This is a genomic window from Streptomyces sp. NPDC051217, from assembly GCF_044455465.1.
Classification (GTDB): domain Bacteria; phylum Actinomycetota; class Actinomycetes; order Streptomycetales; family Streptomycetaceae; genus Streptomyces.
Genome location: NZ_JBITEV010000014.1, coordinates 38,151 through 63,628 on the forward strand (window position 1 = coordinate 38,151; position 25,478 = coordinate 63,628).

Here is a 25,478-nt window from a genome sequence, read left to right on the forward strand (position 1 = left end):
GGATACAAGGGCACGGCTGACCGGACCGTACGGAGCCCGCCGTATGCGACGGATCGTCAACGGCGCGGGCCAAAGCCTGTCCGGCCGAGCAGGCCCGTCCGGTCGGCCGACCGGCTCAGTGCGAGACCGGCAGGCCTTCCGTCTTCCACGCCTGGAAGCCGCCGACGAGGTCCGTCGCGCGGTGCAGCCCCAACTGGCGCAAGGAGACCGCCGCGAGACTCGACGCGTAGCCCTCGTTGCAGATCACCACGACGCGCAGATCGTGGCTGGTGGCCTGCGCCGCCCGGTGACTGCCCTGCGGGTCCAGGCGCCACTCCAGCTCGTTGCGCTCCACCACCAGCGCTCCGGGGATCAGCCCGTCGCGCTCCCGCAGCTCCGCGTACCGGATGTCGACCAGCAGCGCGCCGTCCTCGGCGGCGGCGAAGGCCTCGCGCGGTTCGACCCGGTCGAGCCCCTCGCGTACCCGGTCGAGCAGTTCGTCGATCCCCACCGGCGCCGCAGGTATGCCGGCCGGGCCCCGCGCCGGCTGCTCGCCCGGCCCGCCGCTCACTGCCACTCCTGCGGACGCTCGACCTGCTCAAGGCGGAGGACCGCGCCGGTGCGGCTGTAGCGGCGCATCAGCGGCAGCGGAGGGTAGTAGGCGTGCACCGAGACGGCGTGCTCCGAGCCCGACTCGTTGCGCACCTCGTGCACATGGTGGCTGCCGAACGCCCGGGCGTCGCCCTTCGTCAACTTCCGCGCCCGGTCGACCCCTTCGGCCAGCTCCAGCGTCTTCCAGCCCTCGGTCGGCAGCCGGGCGGCCAGCGAGTCCTCCTGGAGGGCTCCTCCCGCCGTGGCGAAGGCGCCGTACGAGCCACCGTGGTCGTGCCAGCCGGTCCCCGTGCCGGGCGGCCAGCCGATGATCCACGCTTCGCTGCCGGCGGGGCCTTCGAGGCGGATCCAGGTACGGCCCTCGGGGTCGAGGGGGAGGGTGGAGACAAGCTCGGCGTCGGCCGCCGTACGCCGGACGAAGGCCAGCAGTTCGGCCTGGGTGGGAGCGCCCGAGGCCGCGGGTGCCGGACCGGGGGAGTCAACAGCCCCGGGAGCAACGGCAGTTGACGACGGAGAAGCGGGCGCGGGGGTGTCGAGAGAGGGAGACATGAAGACCGTCCTGGAAGTTCGCGGAGGTGCGCCGTCATGTACCGACACGACGAGCGCTACGAGAGGGGGCGAATTCAGCAGGACGGACGACACACGCAGCCCGCATAGCGGACCAGGTCCATATGGACCCTCCGCCACAGGCGCACATCCGTGTCAGTCACGCTCCGGAGTACACCATGTGATCACCGCGACGGTCAATTGATGTTCGCGGTCCGATCCGCACGGTCGGAGTGATCTTTAGCCGGAGAGGGCTCAGGCGCACCCCCACGTGCGGCGTCGGCCGCCGCGTACAGCTCGTCGGGACGCACTCCGCCGAAGGCCGCGACCAGATGCCCGTCGGGCCGTACGAGCAGCACCGAGTGCGCGGACGCCCCGGGATAGCTCTCGGTGACCAGCAGCTCGGCCGGTGTCGGCAGCGCCGCCACGGCCTCGGCGAGCCGAGGCATCACGCCCGCGGTCAGCCAGTGCCGCCGGTCCCACACGCCCGTCCCCGGCGCGACCAGCACCACCAGCATGCTGCCCCTGCCGAGCCGGTCCCGCAGCCGTACCGTCATGCCGTCGGGCGCCGTCACGAGCACGTCGTCGACGGGCGCCCCCGTCCGGGTGTCGACCGTCGTGTGCGCCTCGGTGTACGGAGGCGCCAGGGGGGAGTGCGGGTACGCGGGGGGCGCGCCCAGCGGCCCGTGCCCCAGATGCCCGTCGGCGAGCAGCGCGTCGTGGCCGCGCGAGCTGCCCAGATACGTACGCAACCCCCCACCGCTGCGAAGTATCGTCAGCGACTGGTCCGCCGCGCGCAGCCGGGCGGCGACCGCGGTCCGGCGTTCCGCCTGGTAGCTGTCCAGCAGCGTCTCCGACGCCCCGTGGTGCCAGGCGTGCGCCAGCTTCCAGCCCAGGTTGTCGGCGTCCCGCAGCCCCTCGTCCAGGCCCTGCGTGCCGAGCGCGCCCAGCAGATGCGCGGCGTCACCCGCGAGGAAGGCCCTCCCGACGCGCCAGCGCCGCGCGAGCCGGTGGTGCAGCGTGTACACACCGGTGTCGAGCAGGTCGTACGGCGGTGTCTCGCCGCACCACCCGGCCAGGGTGTCCCGTACCCGCGTCAGCAGCGCCTCCGGCGTGACCAGCTCGCCCCGGGCGGGCAGCAGCCAGTCCAGCCGCCACACACCACCGGCGAGCGGCCTGGCGGCCACCTCCTGGCCGCCGCCCCGCCAGGGCGGCTGACGGTGCAGCACGGCCTCGCCGGGCCAGGGCAGTTCGACGCGGAGCGCGGCGACCGCGTGCCGCTCCACCGCGGTACGGCCCGGGAAACGGACGCCCAGGAGCTTGCGGACGGTCGACCTGGCGCCGTCGCAGCCCACCACATGGCTTCCCCGCCACCAGGTCGCCCCGGGGCCGCGCGTGTGCACCGTGACGCCCCGCGCGTCCTGCTCCAGCGAGTCGAGCCGGCTGTCCGTCACCAGCCGTACGAGGTCGTGGCGCGCCACGGCGTCCCTGAGGCCGCGGGTGAGGGCGTGCTGGGGGAGGTGTAACGGTGAGGGGAACACCGCCTCGGCACGGTCTCCGTCGCCGGCGCCGCCCGAACCGGCACCCCCCGGGCCGGCACCCGCACCACCCGCCCCGCTCGCGCCGCCCACCTCGTCGGCATCACCGAGCGGCAGCTGCCGCATCTGCTGCTTGCGCCTCAACTGGCGCCAACCGACCCACCAGGCGCCTTCGTCACGGAGCGTGGAGCAGCCCAGCCGCGCCATCAGAGCGGCGGTGTCGGGCCGCAGCACCGCCGTACGGGCCGGGCGCGGATCGTCCTTGCCCACCCCCTCGTCCAGCACGACGACGGGAACGCCCTGGGTGGCGAGACAGAGCGAGAGCGCGAGCCCCACGGGGCCCGCGCCGACGACGATCACCGGGTCCACGGCGCGACCCCTCCGGCCCGTACGGTCAGGTGGCGATTGGCGGTTGGAACCCGGAGAGCGATCACAGAACGTATGCAACCTACTGCGGGTGCTTGCGTCAAGTGACGGAGGCAGCGACGCCGCGCGCCGCTGCCTCCGTCGAGTCCATCGGCCCCGTTTCCGGGACCGTCACGGCTAGGGAACCGCGCCGCTCCCGCCACCCCGGCCGCTCCCGCCGTCCGTCTTGCGGACGTCCGAGAGCCTTTCCGGCGTACCCGTGGCGGTCAGGTCCTCCATGGCCTCGCCGGTCAGCACCGCACCGGTGCTCCTCTTGGCCCGCCGCAGCCGCTTCTCCAGCCAGGACGCGAACGTCGTGAGCAGGAGGTTCAGCACGATGAAGATCACCGCGACGACGATGAAGCTCGGGATGACGTTCGAGTAGTTCGCGGCGAGCGTCTTCCGGGCGTTGAGCAGCTCGGTGAAGCTGAGCAGCGCGCCGCCGAGCGCGGTGTCCTTCACGATCACGACGAGCTGGCTCACGAGCGCGGGCAGCATCGCGGTCACCGACTGCGGCAGCAGGATGCTCCGCATCGTCTGGCCCTTGCGCAGACCGATCGCCTTGGCCGCCTCCGTCTGCCCCCTGGGCAGCGACAGGATGCCCGCGCGGACTACCTCGGCCAGCACGGACGCGTTGTAGAGCACGAGGCCGGTGACGACCGCGTACAGCGGACGCATCTCCGTACTGATGTCGGTGGACGTCGCGTAGAACTGGTTCGCGAACACCATGAGGATCAGCACCGGGATCGCGCGGAAGAACTCGACGACCACACCGGCCGGAATCCTGACCCACCGGTGGTCGGAGAGCCGCGCGATACCGAAGAGAGCTCCGAGCGGCAGCGCGATGACCAGCGCGAGGGCCGCGGCCTTGACGGTGTTGGCGAGGCCCGGCAGCAGATACGTCGTCCACGCCTGCGACTCGGTGAAGGGGCTCCACTTCGCCCACTCCAGTTGTCCCTTGTCGTCCATGGCGGAGTAGACCCACCACACGCCGAGGCCGAGGACTATCAGGAACAGCACCGTGTACACGATGTTGCGCCGCTTGGCGCCGGGGCCCGGCGCGTCGTACAGAACGGAAGTCATCGCTTCACCGCCACTCGCTTGGCGACCCAGCCGAGGATGAGACCGGTCGGCAGAGTCAGGACCACGAACCCGAAGGCGAAGATCGCCGAGATGAGGATGAGTTGCGACTCGTTCTCGATCATCTCCTTCATCAGGAGGGCCGCTTCGGCCACACCGATGGCCGCGGCCACCGTCGTGTTCTTCGTCAGGGCGATCAGTACGTTCGTGAGGGGTCCGATGACGGAGCGGAACGCCTGGGGAAGGACTATGAGCCACAGGACCTGGGTGAAGTTCAGTCCGATGGCCCGCGCGGCCTCCGCCTGCCCGACGGGCACCGTGTTGATGCCGGACCGGATGGCCTCACAGACGAACGCGGCCGTATAGACGGTCAGTCCGAGAATGGCCAGCCGGAAACTCAGGGCGTCGAAGTCGTCGGCCGCCCCCAGCGTGATGCCGAAGATGTCGGCGAGACCGAGGGAGGAGAAGACGATGATGACGGTGAGCGGAATGTTCCGGACGACGTTGACGTACACCGTGCCGAATCCGCGCATCAGCGGAACCGGGCTCACCCGCATCGCGGCAAGTATGGTGCCCAGGATGAGGGAGCCGATTCCGGAGAAGACGGCGAGCTGCACCGTTACCCAGAACGCCCCGAGCAGGTCGTAACCTTCAAGAAAGTCGAACACGATCTCCCGCGCTCTCGCGTTTGTTGATGGCGTGGCGCGCCACCCTCAGGGGGCGGCGCGCCACATCTGCGCCGTACGAGCTGACGGCCGTGCCGATTCAGCTGACGATGTTGCCGATCTTCGGGGCGGGCTCGTTCTTGTACTCGGCCGGACCGAAGTTGTCCGTCACGGCCTTGTCCCAGGCCTTGTCGGTGACCATCTTCTCGAGGGCGGCGTTGATGTCGTCGACCATCTTGGTGTCGCCCTTCTTGACACCGATGCCGTAGTTCTCGTTGCTCAGGCTGAGGCCGGCGAGCTTGAACTTGCCCTTGTTCTGGTCCTGCGAGGCGTAGCCGGCGAGGATCGAGTCGTCCGTGGTCAGCGCGTCGACGGCGCCGCTGGCGAGTGCGTCGATGCACTCCGAGTACGTGCCGTACTCCTTCAGCTGAGCCTTGGGAGCCAGTTCGTCACTCACGTTCTGCGCCGAGGTGGAGCCCGCGACGGAGCAGAGCTTCTTGCCGTTCAGGTCCGCGCCCTTGGCGATGTTGTCGTCGGCGCGGATCAGCAGGTCCTGGTGGGCCAGCAGATACGGCCCGGCGAAGTCGACCTTCGCCTTGCGCTCGTCGGTGATCGAGTAGGAAGCCGCGATGAAGTCGACGTCGCCGCGCTCAAGAGCGGTCTCACGGTCGGCGCTCGGGGTTTCCTTCCACGTGATGTCCTTCTCGGCGTAACCGAGTTCCTTCGCGACGTACGTCGCGACATCGACGTCGAAGCCGGTGTAGGAGCCGTCCGGGGTCTTCAGACCGATACCGGGCTGGTCGAACTTGATACCGACGGTGATCTTCTTGCCACCACTGTCGCCCTCGCTCGACGAATCGCTGTCGTCGGAACCGCAGGCGGTCGCGGTCAGGGAAAGGGCCAGTACGGCGGCGGCAGCAGCGCTTGCTTTACGGAGATTCATGGTCAACATCCTTCGTTGTCTCGAAAGTTACGGGCAGCTCAGTGGTGCAGGATCTTCGACAGGAAGTCCTTGGCCCGGTCGCTGCGAGGGTTGGTGAAGAACTGCTCCGGCGTCGCCTCTTCGACGATCTGGCCGTCCGCCATGAAGACGACCCGATTCGCGGCGGACCGCGCGAAGCCCATCTCGTGGGTGACTACGACCATGGTCATGCCGTCACGTGCGAGCTGCTGCATGACTTCGAGCACCTCGTTGATCATTTCCGGGTCGAGCGCCGAGGTCGGCTCGTCGAAGAGCATGACCTTGGGCTCCATGGCCAGCGCGCGGGCGATCGCGACGCGCTGCTGCTGACCACCGGAGAGCTGCGCGGGGTACTTGTCCGCCTGGTTGGCGACTCCGACGCGGTCAAGCAGGGTCCGTGCGAACTCGTCCGCGGCCCGCTTGTCCTTCTTGCGGACCTTGATCTGCCCCAGAGTGACGTTCTCCAGGACGGTCTTGTGCGCGAAGAGGTTGAAGGACTGGAAGACCATGCCGACGTCGGCGCGCAGTCGGGCCAGCTCCTTGCCTTCGGCGGGCAGCGGCTTCCCGTCGAGCGAAATGCTGCCGGAGTCGATCGGCTCCAGACGGTTGATGGCGCGGCACAGTGTGGACTTGCCGGACCCCGAGGGCCCGATCACGACGACGACCTCGCCACGGGCGATGGTCAGGTCGATGTCCTGGAGCACATGCAGCGCGCCGAAGTGCTTGTTGACGTTGCTCAGCACGACCAGGTCGCCCGACGCCGACCCGGCGCCCTCGGTTTCCTTGGTCACTGAAACTCCGCTCATCGGCTTCTTGCTCCGTCCTCCTCGGTTGGGAGGACCTTAGTCACGCACTGCGACCAGCGTCATTACATCTGAGGGGAAATTGAGCATAACGATCCGGCCGCAACCGGACACACCGTGTGAAGCTGGCCGGTTCGGAGTACCGGGTGGGTAACGGAAACTGCCCCTGAACGGGAAGTGGCTTGACTGGTACGGCAGCCATGGGCGTGGATGCCCTGGTACGTACTGTGACGGACACACCACGGAGGAGGGCCATGAGGCTGCTGCTCGTCGAGGACGACGATCATGTCGCGGCGGCCCTCGCCGCGGTGCTGGCGAGGCACGGCTTCGATGTCACGCACGCGCGCAGCGGCGAAGAGGCGTTGCAGGCACTGCTCCCGGTGACCGACGGGACGAAGTCTCCTTACGGAGTCGTCCTCCTCGACCTGGGCCTGCCCGACCAGGACGGCTACGCGGTCTGCGGCAAGATCCGCAAGCTCTGCTCAACCCCGGTGATCATGGTGACGGCGCGTGCCGATGTCCGTTCCCGGATCCACGGGCTGAACCTCGGTGCGGACGACTACGTCACCAAGCCGTACGACACCGGGGAGTTGCTCGCCCGGATCCACGCTGTCAGCCGGCGCAGCGTCGGCGGCGAGGAGGCCGGAACGGGCGGCGGGGACTCGCTGCGTCTCGGACCGGTCACCATCGAACTGTCCACGCGCCGCGTCACCGTGGACGACGCCCCCGTCCAGCTGACCCGCAAGGAGTTCGACCTCCTCGCGCTCCTCGCGCAACGTCCCGGCGTCGTCTTCCGGCGGGAACAGATCATCAGCGAGGTGTGGCGCACCAGCTGGGAGGGGACCGGTCGCACCCTCGAAGTGCATGTGGCGTCCCTGCGCTCCAAGCTCCGGATGCCGGCACTGATCGAGACCGTGCGCGGCGTCGGCTACCGCCTCGTCGCCCCCGCCGCTCATCAAGGACCGTAATACCAGGTGAGTACCAGACTTCTCCCCCTGCTGATCGTCCTCATGGCGGGCGTGCTCCTCGCGCTCGGCTTCCCGCTCGCCGTGAGTCTGGCGTCGGCGCAGCAACAGGACGTCGTCGTCGACCGGATCGACGACACCGCGCGCGTCGCGGCCCTCGCGCAGTTCGTCAGCGAGGGCGAGGTGGGGGTCGCGGGATCCGGCGCGGCCACCGGGTCCGACGAGCGCGGCACGATGCTGGAGGAGGAGCTCAAGCGCTACTTCGAGGTGTACGGCATCCGGGCGGGCGTCTTCTACCGCGACAGAGAGGCCATGGCGCGGGCTCCTGAGGGCTGGACGGTACCCCGGACGGGGGAGGGCCGCCTGGCCTTCCAGGAGGCCCTCCTGGGGCGACGCAGCGATGATCCGCAGCAGGTCTGGCCCTGGCAGCGGCACGGCCGGCTGATAGTCGCCTCGCCGGTCGTGCGGGACGGGGACGTCGTCGCCGTGGTGGTGACCGATTCGCCCACCGGCCAGATGCGGTCGCGGATCCTCGAAGGCTGGACGTACATCGCCGCCGGCGAGGCCGCCGCCATGCTGCTCGCAGTGGGGGCGGCGTTCCGGCTGACGGGCTGGGTGCTGCGTCCGGTACGTGTCCTGGACGCCGCCACGCACGACATCGCCACCGGGCGGATGAAATCCCGCGTCGCCGCCGCGGGTGGGCCCCCGGAACTCCGACGGCTCGCCCATTCCTTCAACGAGATGGCCGACAACGTCGAGGACGTGCTCGAACAGCAGCGCGCCTTCGTCGCCGACGCTTCCCACCAGTTGCGCAACCCGCTGGCCGCGCTGCTGCTGAGAATCGAGCTGCTCGCCCTCGAACTGCCCGCCGGGAACGAGGAGATCGCCTCCGTCCGTACGGAGGGCAAGCGGCTCGGACAGGTCTTGGACGACCTGCTGGACCTGGCGCTCGCCGAACACGCCCCGGCCGATCTTCGGCTCACCGATGTCGGGGCGCTGGCGTCCGAGCGCGTGGCGGCGTGGCGGGCGTACGCGGAGGAGAAGGGCGTACGGCTGACCGAGAGCACCGGCGCCCTCACAGGCTGGGCGGATCCGGTCGCGCTCTCCAGCGCGCTCGACGCGGTCGTGGACAATGCCCTGAAGTTCACGCCGGAGGGCGGCGAGGTGGACGTACGGGTGGCGCGCGCGGGCACCGACCGCACCACCATCACCGTCACCGACGGCGGGCCCGGACTGTCCGACGACGAGATGGACCGGATCGGCGACCGCTTCTGGCGCAGCAACCGGCACCAGAACGTGAAGGGGTCGGGGCTCGGGCTGTCCATCTCGCGGGCGCTGCTCGCGGCGGGCGGCGGGACGATCGCGTACGAGCACGCGGAGCCGCGCGGACTGCGGGTGACGCTCACGGTGCCGAGGCTGTCGCCGGGCTCTTCCTGATCTCTCTCCCGTGGGTGGCTTCTCGGTGACGACGTGAAGATGTGGCCACGCGACGACCCTCGCCCGTGACTACGGCTTCACCGACCGGTAGTAGCGCAGCGCGCCGTCGTGCAGCCGCAGCGGATCGGTGTAGATCGCTGTCCGCAGATCCACGAGCTGGGCGGGGTGGACCTTCTTGCCGATCCGGTCGCGGCTCTTGATCACGGTGCGAGTGAAGCCCTCGGTCAGCCCGGCATCGATCCGGTCCGTGGTGACCAGCAGATTCGCCACGGCCACCGTCGGCACCGCCGTACCGTCCTGCGCCTCCTTGTACGCGTCGGCCGGCATCATCGCCGAGCGGTAGTAGCGGGTGTCCACCGGCGCCGTGTCGTGCAACTTGTCGACGAGGGGGTCGTCGAGGGGCACCAGCTTGATGTCGAAGCGCTCCGAGAGCTGCTGTACGGCCGCGGTGGGCAGCCCGCCGGACCAGAAGAAGGCGTCGAGTTTCCCCGACTCCAGAAGGCCGGGCATGGTGTCGATGCCGGCCGAGACCGGTGTGACGTCCTTCTTGGGATGCAGCCCGGCGGCGTCCAGCAGGCGGTCGGCGATCAGCCGCACGCCCGAGCCCTCCTGCCCAACGCCGACCCGCCTGCCGCGCAGGTCCTGGGCCGACCCGATGCCTGAACTCTTCGCCGCGATCAGCTGTACGTAGTCGTCGTAGAGCCGTGCGCAACCGCGCAGCCGGTCGGCGCCGGGTCCGTTGTCCCGCCGGTACTTCGCCACCGCGTCGGCCGTGGCGATCGTGAAGTCGGCCTTCCCAGTGGCCACACGTGAGATGTTCTCCTGCGAGCCCTGGCTGGTCAGCAGCCCTATGGACACGTTGGGCAGATCTTTGGCGAGATCCTCTTTGAGGAGGTACCCGTAGCGTTCGTAGACGCCGCTCGTCACACCCGTACTGAACTTGACGGAGCCGCTCGGCGCCTTCTCCCCGAGCGGCACGAGCCACCACGCCAACAGCCCGGCCACCACCAGCGCGGCCACGCCTCCTACGAAGGCGGTGCGACGGCTCATACGGGGCGGAAGGGGGAACATGCGGCGATCCTGCCAGCTCACTCGCCGTAAAGGCCAGGCCTGATGTCCCGGCTTGATTACGGCCTGACGAGGAGCCGACGAGGAGCCGACGAGGAAACGGTCCGGATGGACTGCGCCCCGGTCCACGCCCTTCGCAGATCCGAGGACCGGGTTGACCAGCGCCTCAGACCTCCCCAGGCCCGGCGCCGGGCGCAGCCCAGGGCCGCTACCCACGACTTCGGCGGTCAAACAACCCCGGGGTCGGCAAGTGCCGTTGGGGACTGACCTGATTCATCAGGCCCACCCGGTCACCGGTCACCGGTCCTGGGAGAGCGCGAGGAGTTCGGCGAAGATGCCGCCCGCGTGAACGAGGTCGTCGTAACAGCCCTGTTCGGTGATGCGGCCCCCGTCCATCACCACGATGTGATCGGCGACCTTCGTGTTCTCCAGACGGTGTGTCACCACGATCGTGATGCGGTCCGCGGCGATCGCTTTGATCTCCTCGAAGATCTGGTGCTCGCCCCGCGGATCCATCTGCGAGGTGGGCTCGTCCAGGATGAGCAGCGACGGCCGCCGGTACAGAGCCCTGGAACAGGCCAGGCGCTGCCACTGCCCACCGGACAGCTCCGCCCCGCCGAACACCTCCTTCGCGAGGAGGGTGTCGAGACCGTTCGACAGATCCTCGACCGCCTCCCGCATGCCGACCGCGTCGACCGCCTCCCACACCGGCCCGTCGTCGAAGGTCCGGGGCTGCCCCAACGTCACGTTCTCGCGCACCCGCAGTGGCCACTGCGCGAAGATCTGCGGCACCAGCCCGGTGCACCGCCAGACGGTGGCCCGGTCCACGGAGGCGAGGTCAGAGCCGTTCCAGAGCACCCGACCCTTGTCGGCCAGATAGATTCCGGTGATCAAACGGGTCAGGGTCGACTTGCCGGAGCCGTTCACGCCGACGATCGCCAGGATCTCCCCGCGCCGCATGGTCAAGGAGAGGGCGTCGACAGCCGGCTTCTCCTTGCCCGGGTACTGATAGCTGACCTCCTCCAGCCGGATCTCGTCCACCGGAGCACTCACCGCCAGCCCGCCGCGCTCCGGCGCCCGCTTCTCCGCGTCGTCGAGGAACGCCTGCATGTCGCTCAGGTAGAGGCTCGTGTGGAACACTGCCGCGCCGTTGACGATCACCTGTGACAGGGCCGCCAGCGTGGTCTGTACGGCGACGACGGCCGTGGCCGCGATGGCGAGCGCGATCCGGCCCGTCCCCGCCAGCCAGGCGAGGGCGGCCCAGGTGCCGATCAGGAACAGCCCGCCCACGAGTGAGGACAGCAGCGCGATGCGCAGCGTTCGCGGGGCGGCGGCGAGCGTGCGCCGGTCGACCCTTTCCGAGAGGGAGCGGTACCAGAACAGCAGGTAGTCCGTCATGCCGTTGGCGCGCACCTCGTCGCCGTACTTGGGCGTCGTCGACCACCACCGCATCATGCCGCGCACGTTGCGGTCGGCGACGTTCGCGTAGTGGATCTCGTAGTCGACGCGGGCGGTGAGCACCGCGCCGACGCCCGCCGGGAGCACCGCGAGGAGCAGCAGCGGCAGCATCAGTACGTTCAGCAGGGACAGGGCAGCGGTCGCGGTGACCATCCTTACGAGGGCCGACATGAACCGCTGGGCGTCGGTGACCATCACATGCGTACGCGCCACGCCCATCTCCGCGGCCTCCTGCCGGTCCGCGAAGCCGTCCACCGCGTACGCCGCCGCCTCGACGCGGCAGACCGCCTCCACCAGGGAGGTGTCCGTCGCGGTCGTCAGCCTGGGTGTGAGGCGCCGCGACGCGTACATGGCCACGGAGGACGCACCACGGGTCAGCGCCGTCGCGGTGCCCACGACGAGCAGGGCCGGCAGAGCCTGCTCCAGGCGCTCGGCGACGGCGCCGCCACCGAGGATCGGGCGCATGGCACTGGCCGTCGCGGTCAGCAGGACCGCCGCGGCCGCACCCGTCACCAGCTGACAGGCCAGAAGCAGTACGACGGCCCGGCGGTCCATGGCCCAGGACATCGCGGCGATGCGCCGCAGTACCGAGGGGAGCTGCGCGCACAGCTTGCGGAAGGAGACTTCACCGAGCGGATTCACGGAGTACTCGCCCGAGTAGACGATCTCGGCGGGAGGTGGCGGCGGAGGTGTCACGGATCGCTTGTACCGGCTGTCTGTCGAGGTCAACTGGTCTCCCCCTGCGTGTGCGTCGCGTACGTCCCGGTGTCATCCGGTCGATGTCGTCCGGGTCAACGACGGCCGCCGCCATATCGAACACACGTGTTTGAGACGGAGCGGATTCCGTGCCGGGCGCCGTGGGCGCGGGGTGCGGAACTCGTCCGCCCTTGGGGCGCGCGGACAGGCCCCGGGCCCGGCGGTGTCCGAAACGCCGAGGGCGATACGCCAGTGACGGACGGGATTTGCCTGGCTCAGGGCTCCAGAGGGCTCCGCAGGGCCCACGGGATGCCACTGGCGGGGCGACCTCGGGCGCCCCCTTACCCTTGACGGGTGACCATCAGCAGTGACCGGGCCGGAGCAGTGGGCGAAGTGGGCGTCGAGCGGACGTACGAGGTACGCACCTATGGGTGTCAGATGAACGTCCACGATTCCGAACGATTGTCCGGTCTGCTGGAGGGCGCGGGCTACGTCCGGGCCCCCGAGGGCGCCGACGGCGACGCCGACGTCGTCGTCTTCAACACCTGCGCCGTGCGCGAGAACGCCGACAACAAGCTGTACGGGAACCTCGGTCGGCTCGCCCCGATGAAGACCCGGCGCCCCGGCATGCAGATCGCCGTCGGCGGCTGCCTGGCCCAGAAGGACCGCGACACCATCGTCAAGAAGGCGCCCTGGGTCGACGTCGTCTTCGGTACGCACAACATCGGCAAGCTCCCCGTACTGCTGGAGCGTGCCCGCGTACAGGAAGAGGCGCAGGTCGAGATCGCCGAGTCGCTGGAGGCGTTCCCCTCCACACTGCCGACGCGCCGCGAGTCCGCCTACGCCGCGTGGGTCTCCATCTCCGTGGGCTGCAACAACACCTGCACCTTCTGCATCGTCCCGGCCCTGCGCGGCAAGGAGAAGGACCGCCGGCCCGGCGACGTACTCGCCGAGGTCGAGGCGCTCGTCGCGGAAGGCGTCTCGGAGATCACACTGCTCGGCCAGAACGTCAACGCGTACGGCTCCGACATCGGCGACCGCGAGGCCTTCTCCAAGCTTCTGCGGGCCTGCGGAAAGATCGAGGGCCTGGAGCGCGTCCGCTTCACCTCGCCGCACCCGCGAGACTTCACCGACGACGTCATCGCCGCGATGGCCGAGACGCCCAACGTCATGCCGCAGTTGCACATGCCCCTTCAGTCCGGCTCGGACACCGTCCTCAAGGCGATGCGCCGCTCGTACCGGCAGGAGCGATTCCTCGGAATCATCGACAAGGTCCGGGCAGCCATCCCGCACGCCGCCATCTCAACCGACATCATCGTGGGCTTCCCCGGCGAGACCGAGGAGGACTTCCAGCAGACGCTGCACACGGTGCGTGAGGCGCGCTTCGCGAACGCCTTCACCTTCCAGTACTCCAAGCGCCCCGGAACGCCCGCCGCCGACATGGACGGGCAGATTCCCAAGGAGGTCGTGCAGGAGCGCTACCTGCGCCTCGTCGCCCTTCAGGAGGAGATCTCCTGGGACGAGAACAAGACGCAGGTCGGCCGAACGCTCGATGTCATGGTCGCCGAAGGCGAGGGCCGCAAGGACGGGGCCACCCACCGGCTCTCCGGGCGCGCGCCCGACAACCGGCTGGTGCACTTCACCGCGCCGTCCGATGAGGTGCGGCCCGGCGACGTGGTGACCGTCGACATCACGTACGCGGCTCCGCACCATCTGCTCGCCGAAGGACCCACGACGCGGATACGGCGTACCCGCGCGGGCGACGCGTGGGAGAAGCGCAACGCGGCCCCGCCCGCGCCCGCCGGTGTGCTGCTCGGCCTCCCGTCCATCGGCGTCCCGCCGCCGCTGCCGGCGCCGACGGGCGGCTGCTCGGCGCCGTGACGCGCCGCCCCTTGAGCCTGGCCAGGCCCTAGTCTGCGCAGCATGCTCGTATCCGCTGCCGTGTGCCCCTGTCCGCCCCTGCTCGTCCCCGCCGTGGCCGCCGGTGCCGCGGCGGAACTCGACGCCGCGCGGGACGCGTGCGCCGACGCTCTCGGCGTGCTCGCCGCCTCCCGGCCCGACCGGCTGATCGTCGTCGGCCCCGCGCCGGGCCCGCGGGACGTGCGTGCGTACCCGCAGGGCGCGTACGGCTCCTTCCGGGGTTACGGGGTCGATCTCGACGTGACGCTCGACGGGACACCGGCTGGGCCCGGCGACCGCGACGCGCGATCCCCGGGCGACGAACTGCCCACCTCGCTGGCCGTCGCCGCCTGGCTCCTGGCACAGGTCGCCTGGTCCGCCTCCCCGATCCAGGCTCTCGGCGTACGGGAACCACTCGACGCCGAGCGGTGTATCAAAACCGGTAGGGACGTCACGACGGGCGACGACCGGGTGGCACTGCTGGTGATGGGCGACGCCAGCGCGTGCCGCACGCTCAAGGCCCCCGGCTACCTCGACGAGCGCGCCGCCGCGTTCGACGCCGAGGTCGCACGGGCGCTCGCCACGGCGGACGTCGCGGCGCTCGCGGGCCTGGACGAGACGCTGGCGACCGACCTGAAGGCAGCGGGCCGCCCCTGCTGGCAGGTGCTCGCGGGAGCGGCTGAGGGAGCAGGTCTGAACGGCGCCCTGCTCTACGAGGACGCCCCGTACGGAGTGGGCTACCTGGTGGCGGCCTGGTCATAGCAGGACAGAGGGGGGGTGGGCGGGGAGGGGAGGGAGAGGGGCCCCACACACTCACGGACAGCGACAGCCGCGAAGCGCCCTCCGGCGCCCTCGCGGCCATCGCCGCCACCCTCGCGTCCAGTCCGTCGCTCGCTCGTCGTGCCTCAGGCCCTACGCCGGCCGTCGCCGCGGGCATCCTGCCTCAGGAGGCCGCCGGCGGCTGCGGGGGCGTGGGAGGGGCGGAAGGCGGGGTGCCCGTGTCGTCGCCGTCCTTGTGGGAGAGGCGATCCAGAGCGTTCTTGGCCTTGCCCGTCCCGGACTCGATCTTGTCGCTGTACTTGCCCTTGGTCCTCTGATCGACCTTTTTCGCGGCCTTGTCCAGGCCGTCCCCGATCTTTCCCCCGTGCTGCTGCGCGAGGTCGGAGACTTTGTCCTTGGCCGGGGAGAGCTTGGCCTTCAGTGAGTCACGGAAGCTCATGGGTCACCTTCCCTCGGGGCCCCAGTGGGGGCGATCGGCTGTGTGCCGCGTTTACTTGTGGGCGCCTTCGCCGGCTTCTTTGTCGGCCGCTTCGTCGGCGGTCTGCTGCTTCGGGATGTCAACGCCCTTCGCGGTGGTCGTACCACCCTCGGCGTCGCCCTCGCCGCCCTCGGCGCTATCCGCACCCACACAACCTCCGGGCGCGGCCTCAACCGCACTCCGAGTGCCGTCCGCCGTGACAACGGCCTCCGAAGAAGCCGACCCGGCCTCCTCGGCAATCCGCTGGGACTTCCGACGAAGCCGTTCAAAAACACCCATATCCACTCCATATGCTACTCGTGCGGGCGAAATCCCGCGTCGACCGGAGCGACCCGTTGCGCCGCCCCCTGGCACCGGCCCGAAAACCGGCAGCCGGAATCTCGCAACGGCCAACGACCCCACACCGGGGCCGTCACGTAACTCGTTCGGGAACCTGCCACCGGGTTTGCGAGACTGGGGCCGTGAGAACTGCAGCGAGCGCACCGCGGGTCATCGCCGTCGTCGGCCCCACCGCGGCCGGCAAGTCCGACCTGGGTGTCTTTCTCGCCCGGCAACTCGACGGTGAGGTCGTCAACGCCGACTCCATGCAGCTCTACCGGGGGATGGACATCGGAACCGCCAAGCTGACGACCGAGGAGCGCCGCGGAGTCCCGCACCGCCTCCTCGACATCTGGGACGTCACCGAGGCTGCCAGCGTCGCCGAGTACCAGCGGCTGGCCAGGATCGAGATCGACCGGCTGCTCGCCGAAGGCCGTACGCCCGTCCTCGTCGGCGGTTCCGGTCTCTACGTACGGGGCGCCATCGACGCCCTCGACTTCCCCGGCACCGACCCCGAGGTACGCGCCCGGCTGGAGGACGAGCTGAAGCTGCGCGGTTCCGGCGCCCTGCACGCCCGGCTCGCCGCGGCCGACCCGCCGGCCGGCCGCGCGATCCTCCCCAGCAACGGGCGCCGTATCGTCCGCGCGCTTGAGGTGTTCGAGATCACGGGGAAGCCGTTCACCGCCAATCTGCCGGGTCATGACGCCGTGTACGAGACCGTGCAGATCGGCGTTGACGTGGAGCGCCCCGAACTCGACGAGCGCATCGCGCTGCGCGTGGACCGTATGTGGGAGGCCGGCCTCGTCGACGAGGTGCGCGAGTTGGAGGAGCGCGGCCTGCGCGAGGGGCGTACGGCCTCGCGTGCGCTCGGCTACCAGCAGGTGCTCTCGGCCCTCGCCGGGGAGCGCACCGAGGAGGAGGCGCGCGCCGAGACCGTACGCGCCACGAAGCGCTTCGCGCGCCGGCAGGACTCGTGGTTCCGCCGCGACCCGCGCGTGCACTGGCTGAGCGGCGCGGCCACCGACCGGGAAGAACTCCCGCACCTCGCGCTGAGGTTGGTCGAACGAGCGGTCACAGCCTGATCACGTGATGGCATCGGGACGCTCAGGCCGTCAATCCGGTGCCCGGGGCCGTGCCATCATCGAGCATCGATCGACCAGTGGAGTCCGAGTTGGGAGGGCGCGTGGCGATGGAGGCCGGCCCTCGCAACACAGATCAGGGGACGCAAGGCCCTCAGGACGAAGCTCCGCGGTTGAGTCCTGACGGGCCCGACGAAGACGCGGTGACTCCCGAGGTGGAGGTCGAGCTGCGTCCGCAGCGACGCCTGCGGATCTGGCAGCTCGCACCCATCGTGATGCTTGCCGCTGTCGGCTCGCTGATGTTCGCCTTCCCCCTCGCCTTCGGGACGGGCGACGGCGGCGCCGTCGTCGCCATGCTGGGCCTGCTGATCAGTTGCTGCGCCGCGGGCTGGGGCATGATGGCCGCGCGCCGCGTTGGCCACACCTGGCCGGGTCTGCCGGCCCGCGGGTCGGGCGAGCGCCCGGACTGGCGGGTGCTCGCGCTGTACGTGGCCGGGGGCGCCGCCCTCGTGGCGCTCGCCGTCTGGCGCGTCGCCCGCCTCCGCTGAGCGACCCCGACCCGCCCGCCCCGCCCCGGCCCGGGTCACTCACTGCGCCCGCCCGCGCCGGTGCTCAGCGCCCGCGCCCCGGCCGCCTCCCGGTTCGCGCTGTCGGTCCCACCTCGTACGATTGACCTCGTGAGTACCTACCGGCCCGCCGCGCAGTCGTCACCGATCCCTTTCCTCAAGGGCCACGGGACCGAGAACGACTTCGTGATCATTCCCGACCCGGACAACGCCCTCGACCTGTCCGCCTCCGCCGTCGTGAAGCTCTGCGACCGCCGGGCCGGCATCGGTGGTGACGGGCTGCTGCACGTCGTCAGGTCCGCCGCGCACCCCGACGCCCGGTCCGTGGCCGACCGCGCCGAGTGGTTCATGGACTACCGCAACGCGGACGGATCCGTCGCCGAGATGTGCGGCAACGGGCTCCGGGTCTTCGCGCGGTATCTCCGCCGCGCCGGTCTCGTGGACGCGGGTGACCTCGCCGTGGCCACGCGTGGCGGCGTGAAGAGGGTGCACATCGCCAAGGACTCCGAGACCGGCGGCGGGACGGCCGGTCCGGGAGCGATCACGAGCCACATGGGACGCGCCCTCCTTCCCGAAGACGACGTCACCGTCGTTGTGGGGGAGCGCGGTTGGCCCGCGCGCAACGTCAACATGGGCAATCCGCACGCCGTCGCCTTCGTCGACGATCTCGACCACGCGGGGAATTTGTTCACCGCTCCGTCCGTCACCCCCGAGTCGGTCTATCCGGACGGTGTGAACGTCGAGTTCGTCGTCGGTCGCGGCCCGCGCCACGTCGCCATGCGCGTCCACGAGCGCGGCTCCGGCGAGACGCGGTCCTGCGGCACGGGCGCGTGCGCCGTCGCCGTCGCGGCGGCCCGCAGGGACGGCATCGACCCCTCGGTGACCGGAGAGCCCGTCACCTACACCGTCGACGTGCTCGGCGGACGGCTCGTCATCACCGAACGTCCCGACGGCGAGATCGAGATGACCGGCCCGGCCGTCATCGTCGCCGAGGGCGTGCTCGACGCCGAGTGGGCGGAGCGGCTCGACACGCTCTGAACTTCTCCGACTCCGAACTCCTCCGAACTCCTCCGAACTCCTCCGAACTCGCCCGCAGGTTCGCTCGAATGGGTGATCCGTTTCACGCTGGGGGAGAGGTGGACCGAGGCACGCGGTGGGGTCGGTAGCATCAAGCACCGGCCGGGAGGGCGCTCCTGTCCCTCCCACCGCCGGTCGAAGATGCCGGAGGTGCCCCATGAGCCCGGAGGCGAACAGCCCTGGTGCCCGGAGCCGCAGGCGCGGCCGAACCAGTATCGACCTGCGCCGGCTCGGCAGGGCCGCCCTGCTGGGGCCCGCGGGCAGGGACCGGCTGCCGGACGCGATCGGCCACGTCGCCGAAGCCCACCGCGCGCACCACCCCGACGCCGACCTGCTCGTGCTGGGCAAGGCGTACGTACTGGCCGAGATGTCGCACCGCGGCCAGTTCCGCAAGAGCGGCGAGCCGTACATCACGCATCCGCTCGCCGTCACCCTGATTCTCGCCGAACTCGGCGCCGAGACAACGACATTGACGGCCTCTCTCCTCCACGACACCGTCGAGGACACCGATGTGACGCTCGATCAGGTGCGCGCGGAGTTCGGTGACGAGGTCTGCTATCTGGTCGACGGTGTGACGAAGCTGGAGAAAGTCGACTACGGCGCCGCCGCCGAGCCCGAGACCTTCCGCAAGATGCTGGTCGCCACCGGCAACGACGTCCGGGTGATGTCGATCAAACTCGCCGACCGGCTGCACAACATGCGCACGCTCGGTGTGATGCGGCCGGAGAAGCAGGTCCGTATCGCCAAGGTCACCCACGACGTCCTCATCCCCCTCGCCGAACGGCTCGGCGTTCAGGCGCTCAAGACCGAGCTGGAGGATCTGGTCTTCGCGATCCTCCAGCCGGAGGAGTACGAGCGCACGCGCGCCGTCATCGCCGACAAGGCCGCCACGGGGCCGAGCCTGGACACCATCGCCGTGGACGTGCGGCGGACGCTCCGGGAGGCCGACATCACGGCCGAAGTCGTCACCAGGCCGCGGCACTTCGTCTCCGTGCACCGCGCCCGTCTGAAACGCGGTGAGATGCGCGGCACGGACTTCGGACGCCTGCTCGTCCTGGTCGGGGAGGACGCCGACTGCTACGCCGTACTGGGGGAGTTGCACACCTGCTTCACCCCGGTGATCTCCGAGTTCAAGGACTTCATCGCCGCCCCCAAGTACAACCTGTACCAGTCGCTGCACACGGCGGTCGCGGGCCCCGACGGGGAGGTAGTCGAAGTCCTCATCCGTACGCACCAGATGCACAAGGTCGCCGAGGCGGGGGTCGTCGCGCTGGGCAATCCGTACGCGCCCGTCGACGGGGCCGAACCGGCTGACGGCGAACGCGCCGACCCGACCAGGCCCGGCTGGCTCTCCCGCCTCCTGGAGTGGCAGGAGTCGGCCACGGACCCGGACACGTTCTGGACGACGCTGCGCGCCGATCTCGCCCAGGACCGGGAGATCAGCGTCTTCCTCGCCGACGGGGGGATGCTGGGGCTGCCCGCCGGCGCGACGTGTGTGGACGCGGCGTACGCGCAGCACGGCGACGGCGCGCACGGTTGCATCGGGGCGCGTGTCAACGGCCGTCTGGCGACGCTGAGTACGGTCCTGGTGGACGGCGACACGGTGCAACTGCTGCTGGCCGACGCCCCCGTACAGGCGAAGGGCGACGACCGTACCGGACCGGTGGCGGGCCAGACGCAGGAAGCCGCTCCGGGGCCCTCACCGGAGTGGCTGGACCACGCCCGTACGCCCGCCGCGCGGATCGCGATCGCCGGCTGGCTCGCCGCGAACCCCGAGAGCCTGAAGGTGCCGGAGTCCGAGCCCCGCGCGCCCGGCGCCGTCACGGCGGGACGACGTGGAGTCGCCAATGTGGTGGTGGACGCACCCGAGGCGACCGTACGGCTCGCGGGCTGCTGCACGCCCGTACCGCCCGACGCCGTCACCGGCTTCACGGTGCGCGGCGGCGCCGTCACGGTGCACCGTGCGGAGTGTTCCGCCGTCGGCCGGATGGCCGCGCTCGGCCGCGCGCCGGTGGCCGTGAGCTGGGGCGACGAGGCGGAGTGCCGGGTCACCCTGTACGCGGAGTCCTTCGGCCGGCCCCGGCTGCTCGCCGACCTGACCGAGGCCATCGCCACGGCGGGCGCGGCGATCGTGTCGGCCAACGTGGAGCCGCCGAGCGAGCAGCGGGTGCGTCACACGTACACGCTCCAGCTGCCCGACGCGGCGGGGCTGCCCGGTCTGATGCGCGCGATGCGGGACGTGCCGGGTGTCTTCGACGTACGCCGCGCGCAGCACGAGGCAGCCTCCTGAACGGACGCGTCGCGACGGCGCCCCGCGCCCCCTCCCCACCCGCCTCTTTCGGGTGGGCATGAAGCGCGCCGCCGCCGTACGCCCTCGCCGCGCTGGTAGCGGTGGTTCATGCTGCTCACCTCCCGCCGGCTGCGCGCCGCCCTGCTGGCCACCGCGTCGGCCACCCTCGTCGCCGCGACGCTGCCCGCCTCCGCCCCAGAACCGCTCGGTATCGGCGATCCGCTCTTCCCGCACCTGGGCAACCCCGGATACGACGTCCTCGCCTACGACATCGGCTTCACCTACCGGGGTGATAACACCAAGCCGCTCGACGCCGTCACCAAGATCGACGCGCGCACGACCCGGCGGCTGGACCGGATCAACCTCGACTTCACCCAGGGCGTGGTCCGCTCCGTCGAGGTCGACGGCGTACGCGCCGCCTTCGCGACCGCCGGTGAAGACCTTGTGGTCACGCCGCGTGAGTCCGTCGAGGCGGGCTCACCCGTCCGCGTCACCGTCACCCACACCAGCGTCCCGACAGGCGGCAAGGGCGGCTGGGTACGGACCAAGGACGGCCTCGCGATGGCCAACCAGGCCGACGCCGCGCACCGTGTCTTCCCGGGCAACGACCACCCCGCCGACAAGGCGGCCTTCACCTTCCGGGTCACCGCGCCGAGCAGGCTGACCGTCGTTGCCAACGGACTGCCGGTGGCGAAGTCCCGCGCCGGTGCCACCACGACGTGGACGTACCGCACCCACCACCCCATGGCGACCGAACTGGCGCAGGTGTCCATCGGCGACTCGGCCGTGGTGCGCCGGAAGGGGCCGCACGGCTTGCCGGTACGCGACGTGGTCCCGAAGGCCGACCGTACGAAGCTGGAGCCGTGGCTGGCGAAGACGCCGGGGCAGGTGGAGTGGATGGAGCGGCAGGTCGGGCGGTATCCGTTCGAGACGTACGGCGTCCTGATCGCCGGAGCGGAGACCGGCTTCGAGCTGGAGACGCAGACGCTGTCGCTCTTCGAGCGTTCGCTGTTCACCCGGCCGGAGTACCCCGAGTGGTACGTCGACTCGGTCATGGTCCACGAGCTGGCGCACCAGTGGTTCGGCGACAGCGTCTCGCCGCGCCTCTGGTCCGACCTGTGGCTCAGCGAGGGCCACGCGAGCTGGTACGAGGCCCTGTACGCCCACGAGCACGCCGACAAGCCGCTGGAGAAGCGGATGCGCGAGGCCTACCGGCTGTCCGACGGCTGGCGCGCGGCGGGCGGCCCGCCGGCCGCGCCGGAGCCTCCTTCGTCCGGCAAGCAGCTCAGCCTCTTCCGGCCGGTGGTGTACGACGGCAGTGCGCTGGTGCTCTACGCGCTGCGCCAGGAGATCGGCGCGGGGGAGTTCCGGCGGCTGGAGCGTGACTGGGTGCGGGACCACCGGGACGGGACGGCGGGCACGGTGGACTTCATCCGGCTGGCGTCGGCCGTGGCGGGGCGTGACCTGTCGGACTTCTTCCAGGCGTGGCTGTACGGGCGTAAGACGCCGCCCATGCCCGGTCACCCGGACTGGAAGGGCGAGGCCGCGAAGTAGCGGGGGAATACAGGCGGGGAGAACACGCGGGGAAAACGCGTCGGGACCACTGGCCGGGGAAACAGTCCGGGAAAACCGGCGGGGAAACCATATGACGGTCCCGGCGGTGACGTGCCACCATCAAGGTGTCGGCGGCGCTGTCGGGACCGGAACTCCGGACCCGGGCGCCGGGCCCGTGACGTCGGGAATCAATCCGGGCCGTCACGCGTTGTGACCGGTGTGGATGGGCGGTCTGTCCATCAGCCGAACATTCTCTTCGACGTAAGGATCCAATGACCTCCTCTTCTTCCCCTTCCCAGGACGAGCAGATCTTCGCGGACCCCCGCACGGAAAGCCTTCGGGCCGATGCCCTGATGGAAGAGGACGTCGCCTGGAGCCAAGAGATCGACGGAGCGCGGGACGGCGACCAGTTCGACCGCTCCGACCGCGCGGCGCTACGGCGCGTGGCGGGCCTCTCCACCGAGCTCGAAGACGTCACCGAGGTCGAGTACCGGCAGTTGCGCCTGGAGCGCGTGGTCCTGGTCGGCGTCTGGGTCTCGGGGACCGTGCGGGATGCCGAGAATTCGCTCGCGGAGCTCGCGGCGCTGGCCGAGACGGCCGGCGCGCTCGTGCTGGACGGCGTGATCCAGCGCCGTGACAAGCCCGACCCGGCCACATACATCGGCTCGGGCAAGGCACGCGAGTTGTACGACCTGGTGCTGGAGACCGGTGCGGACACGGTTGTCTGCGACGGTGAGCTCAGCCCCGGCCAGTTGATCCATCTTGAGGACGTCGTCAAGGTCAAGGTCGTGGACCGTACGGCCCTGATCCTCGACATCTTCGCCCAGCACGCCAAGTCCCGTGAGGGCAAGGCGCAGGTCGCGCTGGCCCAGATGCAGTACATGCTGCCGAGGCTGCGCGGCTGGGGCCAGTCGCTGTCCCGGCAGATGGGTGGCGGCGGAGGCGGCGGCATGGCCACGCGTGGTCCCGGCGAGACCAAGATCGAGACGGACCGGCGCCGCATTCGCGAGAAGATGGCGAAGATGCGCCGGGAGATCGCGGAGATGAAGACCGGCCGCGAGATCAAGCGGCAGGAACGCAGGCGCCACAGGGTGCCGTCGGTCGCGATCGCCGGGTATACGAACGCGGGGAAGTCCTCGCTGCTCAACCGCCTCACCGGCGCGGGCGTCCTGGTGGAGAACGCGCTGTTCGCCACCCTGGACCCGACCGTGCGCCGGGCCGAGACACCGAGCGGCAGGATCTACACGCTGGCGGACACCGTCGGATTCGTCCGGCATCTGCCGCACCACCTCGTGGAGGCGTTCCGCTCGACCATGGAGGAGGTCGGAGACTCCGATCTGATCCTGCATGTGGTCGACGGGTCGCACCCCGCTCCGGAGGAGCAGCTGGCCGCCGTGCGCGAGGTGATCCGAGACGTGGGCGCGGTGGACGTCCGCGAGATCGTGGTGATCAACAAGGCTGACGCGGCGGACCCGGAGGTCCTCCAGCGGCTGCTGCGGATGGACCGGCACGCGATCGCCGTGTCGGCGCGTACCGGCGCCGGTATGGCCGAGCTGCTGGCGCTCATCGACACCGAGCTGCCCAGGCCCGAGATCACGGTCGAGGCCCTGGTGCCGTACACCGACGGCGGTCTGGTCTCGCGGGTGCACGCCGAGGGCGAGGTGCTGTCCGAGGAGCACACCCCGGAGGGCACGCTGCTGAAGGCACAGGTCCACGAGGAACTGGCCGCGGCGCTCGCCGTGTACGTGCCTGTTCCCGCGGTCGGCTGACCGAGGCGCCACCGCACGCGCACCGCACCCGCACCGGCACCGCTCGCTCACCGCGGCGTGGTCGACGTCAGGTGCGGGACGTGGTTACGGCGAAGGGCCCGCCTCCTCTTCCCGAGGGGGCGGGCCTTCCTCTGTGCCGACGTAACGTGTGCCGACGTAACGCGAACGCCTACTGGCCCGCGAACTTGTCACTCATCATCGTGTAGAGCTGCTCCGCGCCCTCACCGAACCGGGGACCGGCCAGCCAGCCCGCGGTGACCGGGCCGATCGAGGTGTTGGAGACCAGTACCGACTCGCCGTCCGGACCGGCCGAGATCCAGCCGCCGCCGGAGGAACCGCCCGTCATGGTGCAGCCGATGCGCCACATCGTGGGCGTACCGGGAGCGATGGAGAGCCTGCCGGCCGCGTCCACGCACTTGTGCATGATCAGCCCGTCGTACGGCGGGGCCGCCGGGTAACCCCACGCGCCCAGATCGCCGATGCCGCTCGCCTCGGGGGCGTCGAAGTCCACGTCCAGGGCCGCGCCGACGGTCTCCTCCAGCGACTTGCCACCGTTCTCCGGGGTGACGTGCATGACCGAGTAGTCGTACGCCGCTCCGTCGCCGCCCGTCGGGCCGCCCTCGTTGATCCACTCGTTGGAGGTCGCGACCCAGTCGGCCCAGTACTGCCCGTACGGGGCGACCTCCTGCGGCTGCGCGTTCTGCAGCGCGTCGGCGGACTTGCCCGTGTTGTTGTAGGCGGGGACGAACATGATGTTCCGGTACCAGCCGCCGCCCGCGCCCGCGTGCACACAGTGGCCCGCGGTCCACACCAGGTTGGACTTGCCGGGATTCTTCGGGTCCTTGACGACGGTGGCCGAGCAGACCATGGAGCCCTCGGGGGAGTCGAAGAAGACCTTGCCGACCGGCGCCGCGTGGTCGGTGTACGGGGTCTTCTCCGGCTCGGCCCGGACCGGCTGCGGCTCGGGATCGGTGACGTCCTGGTCACCGGAGATGTCACCGGCGGCGAGGGTCTTCGTCGGCGACTTCGCCGTCTTCATCCGCTCGGGCTTCCACAGGTCCTTGATGACCGGGTTGACGAAGTCCTTCGCGTTGCGCAGCCACTTGTCCTTGTCCCAGTTCTTCCACTCACCGTCCTTCCACTTCTCCGGGTCGACACCGTGCTCCTTGAGCCGGTCGGCCAGATCCGCGGGAATCCCGCCGCCCGCCCCGTCGGCGGCTGATGTCGAAGTGGCGGCCTTGTCGGACGCGTTGTCCTCGCTGTCACCGCCGCAGGCCGTCGCCGTCAGCGCGAGGGCCGCGACGAGGCTGGTGGCGGCCAGCAGCGGACGTATCGATCGCATGAAAAACGTTCCCCCTGAAAGTACTTGAGTCACTTGCCATGAACGTGTCACGCAAAAAGGTGGCCCTCAGGCGGACCACCTTGCGGTGACCTCACTCTATGCGGCCCGTTCCC

At 70.3% G+C, this 25,478-nt stretch carries 23 protein-coding genes; 10 read left to right on the forward strand and 13 right to left on the reverse strand.

Annotated elements, in window-relative coordinates:
- Nucleotides 1-115 precede the first annotated feature (115 nt).
- The 8 genes from ACIBBB_RS27460 to ACIBBB_RS27495 all read right to left on the reverse strand — a co-directional run bounded on the left by ACIBBB_RS27460 (nt 116) and on the right by ACIBBB_RS27495 (nt 6,592).
- Entirely contained in the window at nt 116-550 is a 435-nt protein-coding gene (locus tag ACIBBB_RS27460; RefSeq protein WP_398986515.1) for a rhodanese-like domain-containing protein, read from the reverse strand.
- Nucleotides 547-1,140 carry a cysteine dioxygenase gene (locus ACIBBB_RS27465; protein WP_398986517.1) on the reverse strand — a complete coding sequence of 198 codons (594 nt, stop codon included), beginning with the start codon at nt 1,138-1,140 and terminating at the stop codon, nt 547-549. The genes ACIBBB_RS27460 and ACIBBB_RS27465 overlap by 4 nt, the downstream gene beginning before the upstream one ends.
- Before the next feature lie 74 nt (nt 1,141-1,214).
- Nucleotides 1,215-1,262: a hypothetical protein gene (locus ACIBBB_RS27470; RefSeq protein ID WP_309506048.1), complete on the reverse strand. Its 48-nt coding sequence runs from the start codon at nt 1,260-1,262 to the stop codon at nt 1,215-1,217.
- A gap of 72 nt (nt 1,263-1,334) precedes the next feature.
- Nucleotides 1,335-3,044 carry an FAD-dependent monooxygenase gene (locus ACIBBB_RS27475; RefSeq protein WP_398986519.1) on the reverse strand — a complete coding sequence of 570 codons (1,710 nt, stop codon included), beginning with the start codon at nt 3,042-3,044 and terminating at the stop codon, nt 1,335-1,337.
- 174 nt (nt 3,045-3,218) lie between these two features.
- The gene (locus tag ACIBBB_RS27480; RefSeq protein WP_398986521.1) at nt 3,219-4,163 is read right to left on the reverse strand and encodes an amino acid ABC transporter permease; all 945 of its coding nucleotides are present in this window, start codon (nt 4,161-4,163) and stop codon (nt 3,219-3,221) included.
- The gene (locus ACIBBB_RS27485; RefSeq protein ID WP_398986523.1) at nt 4,160-4,828 is read right to left on the reverse strand and encodes an amino acid ABC transporter permease; all 669 of its coding nucleotides are present in this window, start codon (nt 4,826-4,828) and stop codon (nt 4,160-4,162) included. The genes ACIBBB_RS27480 and ACIBBB_RS27485 overlap by 4 nt, the downstream gene beginning before the upstream one ends.
- 97 nt (nt 4,829-4,925) lie before the next feature.
- Nucleotides 4,926-5,768 (reverse strand): glutamate ABC transporter substrate-binding protein, encoded by an 843-nt coding sequence (locus tag ACIBBB_RS27490; RefSeq protein WP_398986525.1) that lies wholly within the window; start codon nt 5,766-5,768, stop codon nt 4,926-4,928.
- 38 nt (nt 5,769-5,806) lie between these two features.
- Nucleotides 5,807-6,592, reverse strand: coding sequence for an amino acid ABC transporter ATP-binding protein (locus tag ACIBBB_RS27495; protein WP_398986527.1), 786 nt, complete (start codon nt 6,590-6,592; stop codon nt 5,807-5,809).
- 251 nt (nt 6,593-6,843) lie between these two features.
- Between ACIBBB_RS27495 and ACIBBB_RS27500 the strand changes: the two genes are divergently transcribed.
- Together ACIBBB_RS27500 and ACIBBB_RS27505 are read left to right on the forward strand one after the other, a co-directional pair.
- The gene (locus tag ACIBBB_RS27500) at nt 6,844-7,557 is read left to right on the forward strand and encodes a response regulator transcription factor (protein ID WP_398986529.1); all 714 of its coding nucleotides are present in this window, start codon (nt 6,844-6,846) and stop codon (nt 7,555-7,557) included.
- A gap of 6 nt (nt 7,558-7,563) precedes the next feature.
- A complete protein-coding gene (locus tag ACIBBB_RS27505; protein WP_398986531.1) occupies nt 7,564-8,991 on the forward strand; it encodes an ATP-binding protein in 1,428 nt (475 codons plus the stop codon).
- 69 nt (nt 8,992-9,060) lie between these two features.
- On the opposite strand, the gene ACIBBB_RS27510 is transcribed toward ACIBBB_RS27505, so the two are convergent.
- Both ACIBBB_RS27510 and ACIBBB_RS27515 read right to left on the reverse strand, forming a co-directional pair.
- Nucleotides 9,061-10,062 carry a TAXI family TRAP transporter solute-binding subunit gene (locus tag ACIBBB_RS27510; protein WP_398986533.1) on the reverse strand — a complete coding sequence of 334 codons (1,002 nt, stop codon included), beginning with the start codon at nt 10,060-10,062 and terminating at the stop codon, nt 9,061-9,063.
- Nucleotides 10,063-10,356: 294 nt separating this feature from the next.
- Entirely contained in the window at nt 10,357-12,246 is a 1,890-nt protein-coding gene (locus ACIBBB_RS27515) for an ATP-binding cassette domain-containing protein (RefSeq protein ID WP_398986535.1), read from the reverse strand.
- Nucleotides 12,247-12,567: 321 nt separating this feature from the next.
- Between ACIBBB_RS27515 and miaB the strand changes: the two genes are divergently transcribed.
- Both miaB and ACIBBB_RS27525 read left to right on the forward strand, forming a co-directional pair.
- Nucleotides 12,568-14,094 carry a tRNA (N6-isopentenyl adenosine(37)-C2)-methylthiotransferase MiaB gene (gene miaB / locus ACIBBB_RS27520; protein ID WP_398986537.1) on the forward strand — a complete coding sequence of 509 codons (1,527 nt, stop codon included), beginning with the start codon at nt 12,568-12,570 and terminating at the stop codon, nt 14,092-14,094.
- Between the two features lie 42 nt (nt 14,095-14,136).
- Nucleotides 14,137-14,874, forward strand: a complete 738-nt coding sequence (locus tag ACIBBB_RS27525) for a class III extradiol dioxygenase subunit B-like domain-containing protein (RefSeq protein WP_398986539.1) — start codon at nt 14,137-14,139, stop codon at nt 14,872-14,874.
- 181 nt (nt 14,875-15,055) lie between these two features.
- Here ACIBBB_RS27525 and ACIBBB_RS27530 read toward each other — a convergent pair whose 3' ends face one another.
- On the reverse strand, nt 15,056-15,331 hold the full coding sequence (locus ACIBBB_RS27530) for an antitoxin (protein ID WP_398986541.1): 276 nt from the start codon (nt 15,329-15,331) through the stop codon (nt 15,056-15,058).
- A gap of 51 nt (nt 15,332-15,382) precedes the next feature.
- Nucleotides 15,383-15,520 (reverse strand): hypothetical protein, encoded by a 138-nt coding sequence (locus tag ACIBBB_RS27535; protein ID WP_398986543.1) that lies wholly within the window; start codon nt 15,518-15,520, stop codon nt 15,383-15,385.
- A 311-nt stretch (nt 15,521-15,831) separates the two neighbouring features.
- Between ACIBBB_RS27535 and miaA the strand changes: the two genes are divergently transcribed.
- The 6 genes from miaA (at nt 15,832) to hflX (ending at nt 24,023) form a co-directional block, all read left to right on the forward strand.
- Nucleotides 15,832-16,770: a tRNA (adenosine(37)-N6)-dimethylallyltransferase MiaA gene (gene miaA, locus ACIBBB_RS27540; protein ID WP_398986545.1), complete on the forward strand. Its 939-nt coding sequence runs from the start codon at nt 15,832-15,834 to the stop codon at nt 16,768-16,770.
- Nucleotides 16,771-16,877: 107 nt separating this feature from the next.
- The gene (locus ACIBBB_RS27545) at nt 16,878-17,315 is read left to right on the forward strand and encodes a hypothetical protein (protein WP_398986547.1); all 438 of its coding nucleotides are present in this window, start codon (nt 16,878-16,880) and stop codon (nt 17,313-17,315) included.
- Nucleotides 17,316-17,435: 120 nt separating this feature from the next.
- Nucleotides 17,436-18,371, forward strand: a complete 936-nt coding sequence (gene dapF, locus ACIBBB_RS27550; protein ID WP_398986873.1) for a diaminopimelate epimerase — start codon at nt 17,436-17,438, stop codon at nt 18,369-18,371.
- A gap of 196 nt (nt 18,372-18,567) precedes the next feature.
- The gene (locus ACIBBB_RS27555; protein ID WP_398986549.1) at nt 18,568-20,700 is read left to right on the forward strand and encodes a RelA/SpoT family protein; all 2,133 of its coding nucleotides are present in this window, start codon (nt 18,568-18,570) and stop codon (nt 20,698-20,700) included.
- Between the two features lie 108 nt (nt 20,701-20,808).
- The gene (locus ACIBBB_RS27560) at nt 20,809-22,254 is read left to right on the forward strand and encodes a M1 family metallopeptidase (RefSeq protein ID WP_398986551.1); all 1,446 of its coding nucleotides are present in this window, start codon (nt 20,809-20,811) and stop codon (nt 22,252-22,254) included.
- A 272-nt stretch (nt 22,255-22,526) separates the two neighbouring features.
- Nucleotides 22,527-24,023 (forward strand): GTPase HflX, encoded by a 1,497-nt coding sequence (gene hflX / locus ACIBBB_RS27565; protein WP_398986553.1) that lies wholly within the window; start codon nt 22,527-22,529, stop codon nt 24,021-24,023.
- 169 nt (nt 24,024-24,192) lie between these two features.
- Here hflX and ACIBBB_RS27570 read toward each other — a convergent pair whose 3' ends face one another.
- Nucleotides 24,193-25,365, reverse strand: a complete 1,173-nt coding sequence (locus tag ACIBBB_RS27570) for a trypsin-like serine peptidase (RefSeq protein ID WP_398986556.1) — start codon at nt 25,363-25,365, stop codon at nt 24,193-24,195.
- Nucleotides 25,366-25,478 lie beyond the last annotated feature (113 nt).

Excerpts from the sequence above, each read along its gene's own strand:
- ACIBBB_RS27465 (WP_398986517.1), bottom strand. The coding sequence starts at position 1,140 with ATGTCTCCCTCTCTCGACACCCCCGCGCCCGCTTCTCCGTCGTCAACT.
- ACIBBB_RS27480 (WP_398986521.1), bottom strand. The coding sequence starts at position 4,163 with ATGACTTCCGTTCTGTACGACGCGCCGGGCCCCGGCGCCAAGCGGCGC.
- ACIBBB_RS27490 (WP_398986525.1), bottom strand. The coding sequence starts at position 5,768 with ATGAATCTCCGTAAAGCAAGCGCTGCTGCCGCCGCCGTACTGGCCCTT.
- ACIBBB_RS27495 (WP_398986527.1), bottom strand. The coding sequence starts at position 6,592 with ATGAGCGGAGTTTCAGTGACCAAGGAAACCGAGGGCGCCGGGTCGGCG.
- ACIBBB_RS27500 (WP_398986529.1), top strand. The coding sequence starts at position 6,844 with ATGAGGCTGCTGCTCGTCGAGGACGACGATCATGTCGCGGCGGCCCTC.
- ACIBBB_RS27510 (WP_398986533.1), bottom strand. The coding sequence starts at position 10,062 with ATGTTCCCCCTTCCGCCCCGTATGAGCCGTCGCACCGCCTTCGTAGGA.
- ACIBBB_RS27525 (WP_398986539.1), top strand. The coding sequence starts at position 14,137 with ATGCTCGTATCCGCTGCCGTGTGCCCCTGTCCGCCCCTGCTCGTCCCC.
- ACIBBB_RS27530 (WP_398986541.1), bottom strand. The coding sequence starts at position 15,331 with ATGAGCTTCCGTGACTCACTGAAGGCCAAGCTCTCCCCGGCCAAGGAC.
- ACIBBB_RS27545 (WP_398986547.1), top strand. The coding sequence starts at position 16,878 with ATGGAGGCCGGCCCTCGCAACACAGATCAGGGGACGCAAGGCCCTCAG.
- ACIBBB_RS27555 (WP_398986549.1), top strand. The coding sequence starts at position 18,568 with ATGAGCCCGGAGGCGAACAGCCCTGGTGCCCGGAGCCGCAGGCGCGGC.
- ACIBBB_RS27560 (WP_398986551.1), top strand. The coding sequence starts at position 20,809 with ATGCTGCTCACCTCCCGCCGGCTGCGCGCCGCCCTGCTGGCCACCGCG.
- hflX (WP_398986553.1), top strand. The coding sequence starts at position 22,527 with ATGACCTCCTCTTCTTCCCCTTCCCAGGACGAGCAGATCTTCGCGGAC.
- ACIBBB_RS27570 (WP_398986556.1), bottom strand. The coding sequence starts at position 25,365 with ATGCGATCGATACGTCCGCTGCTGGCCGCCACCAGCCTCGTCGCGGCC.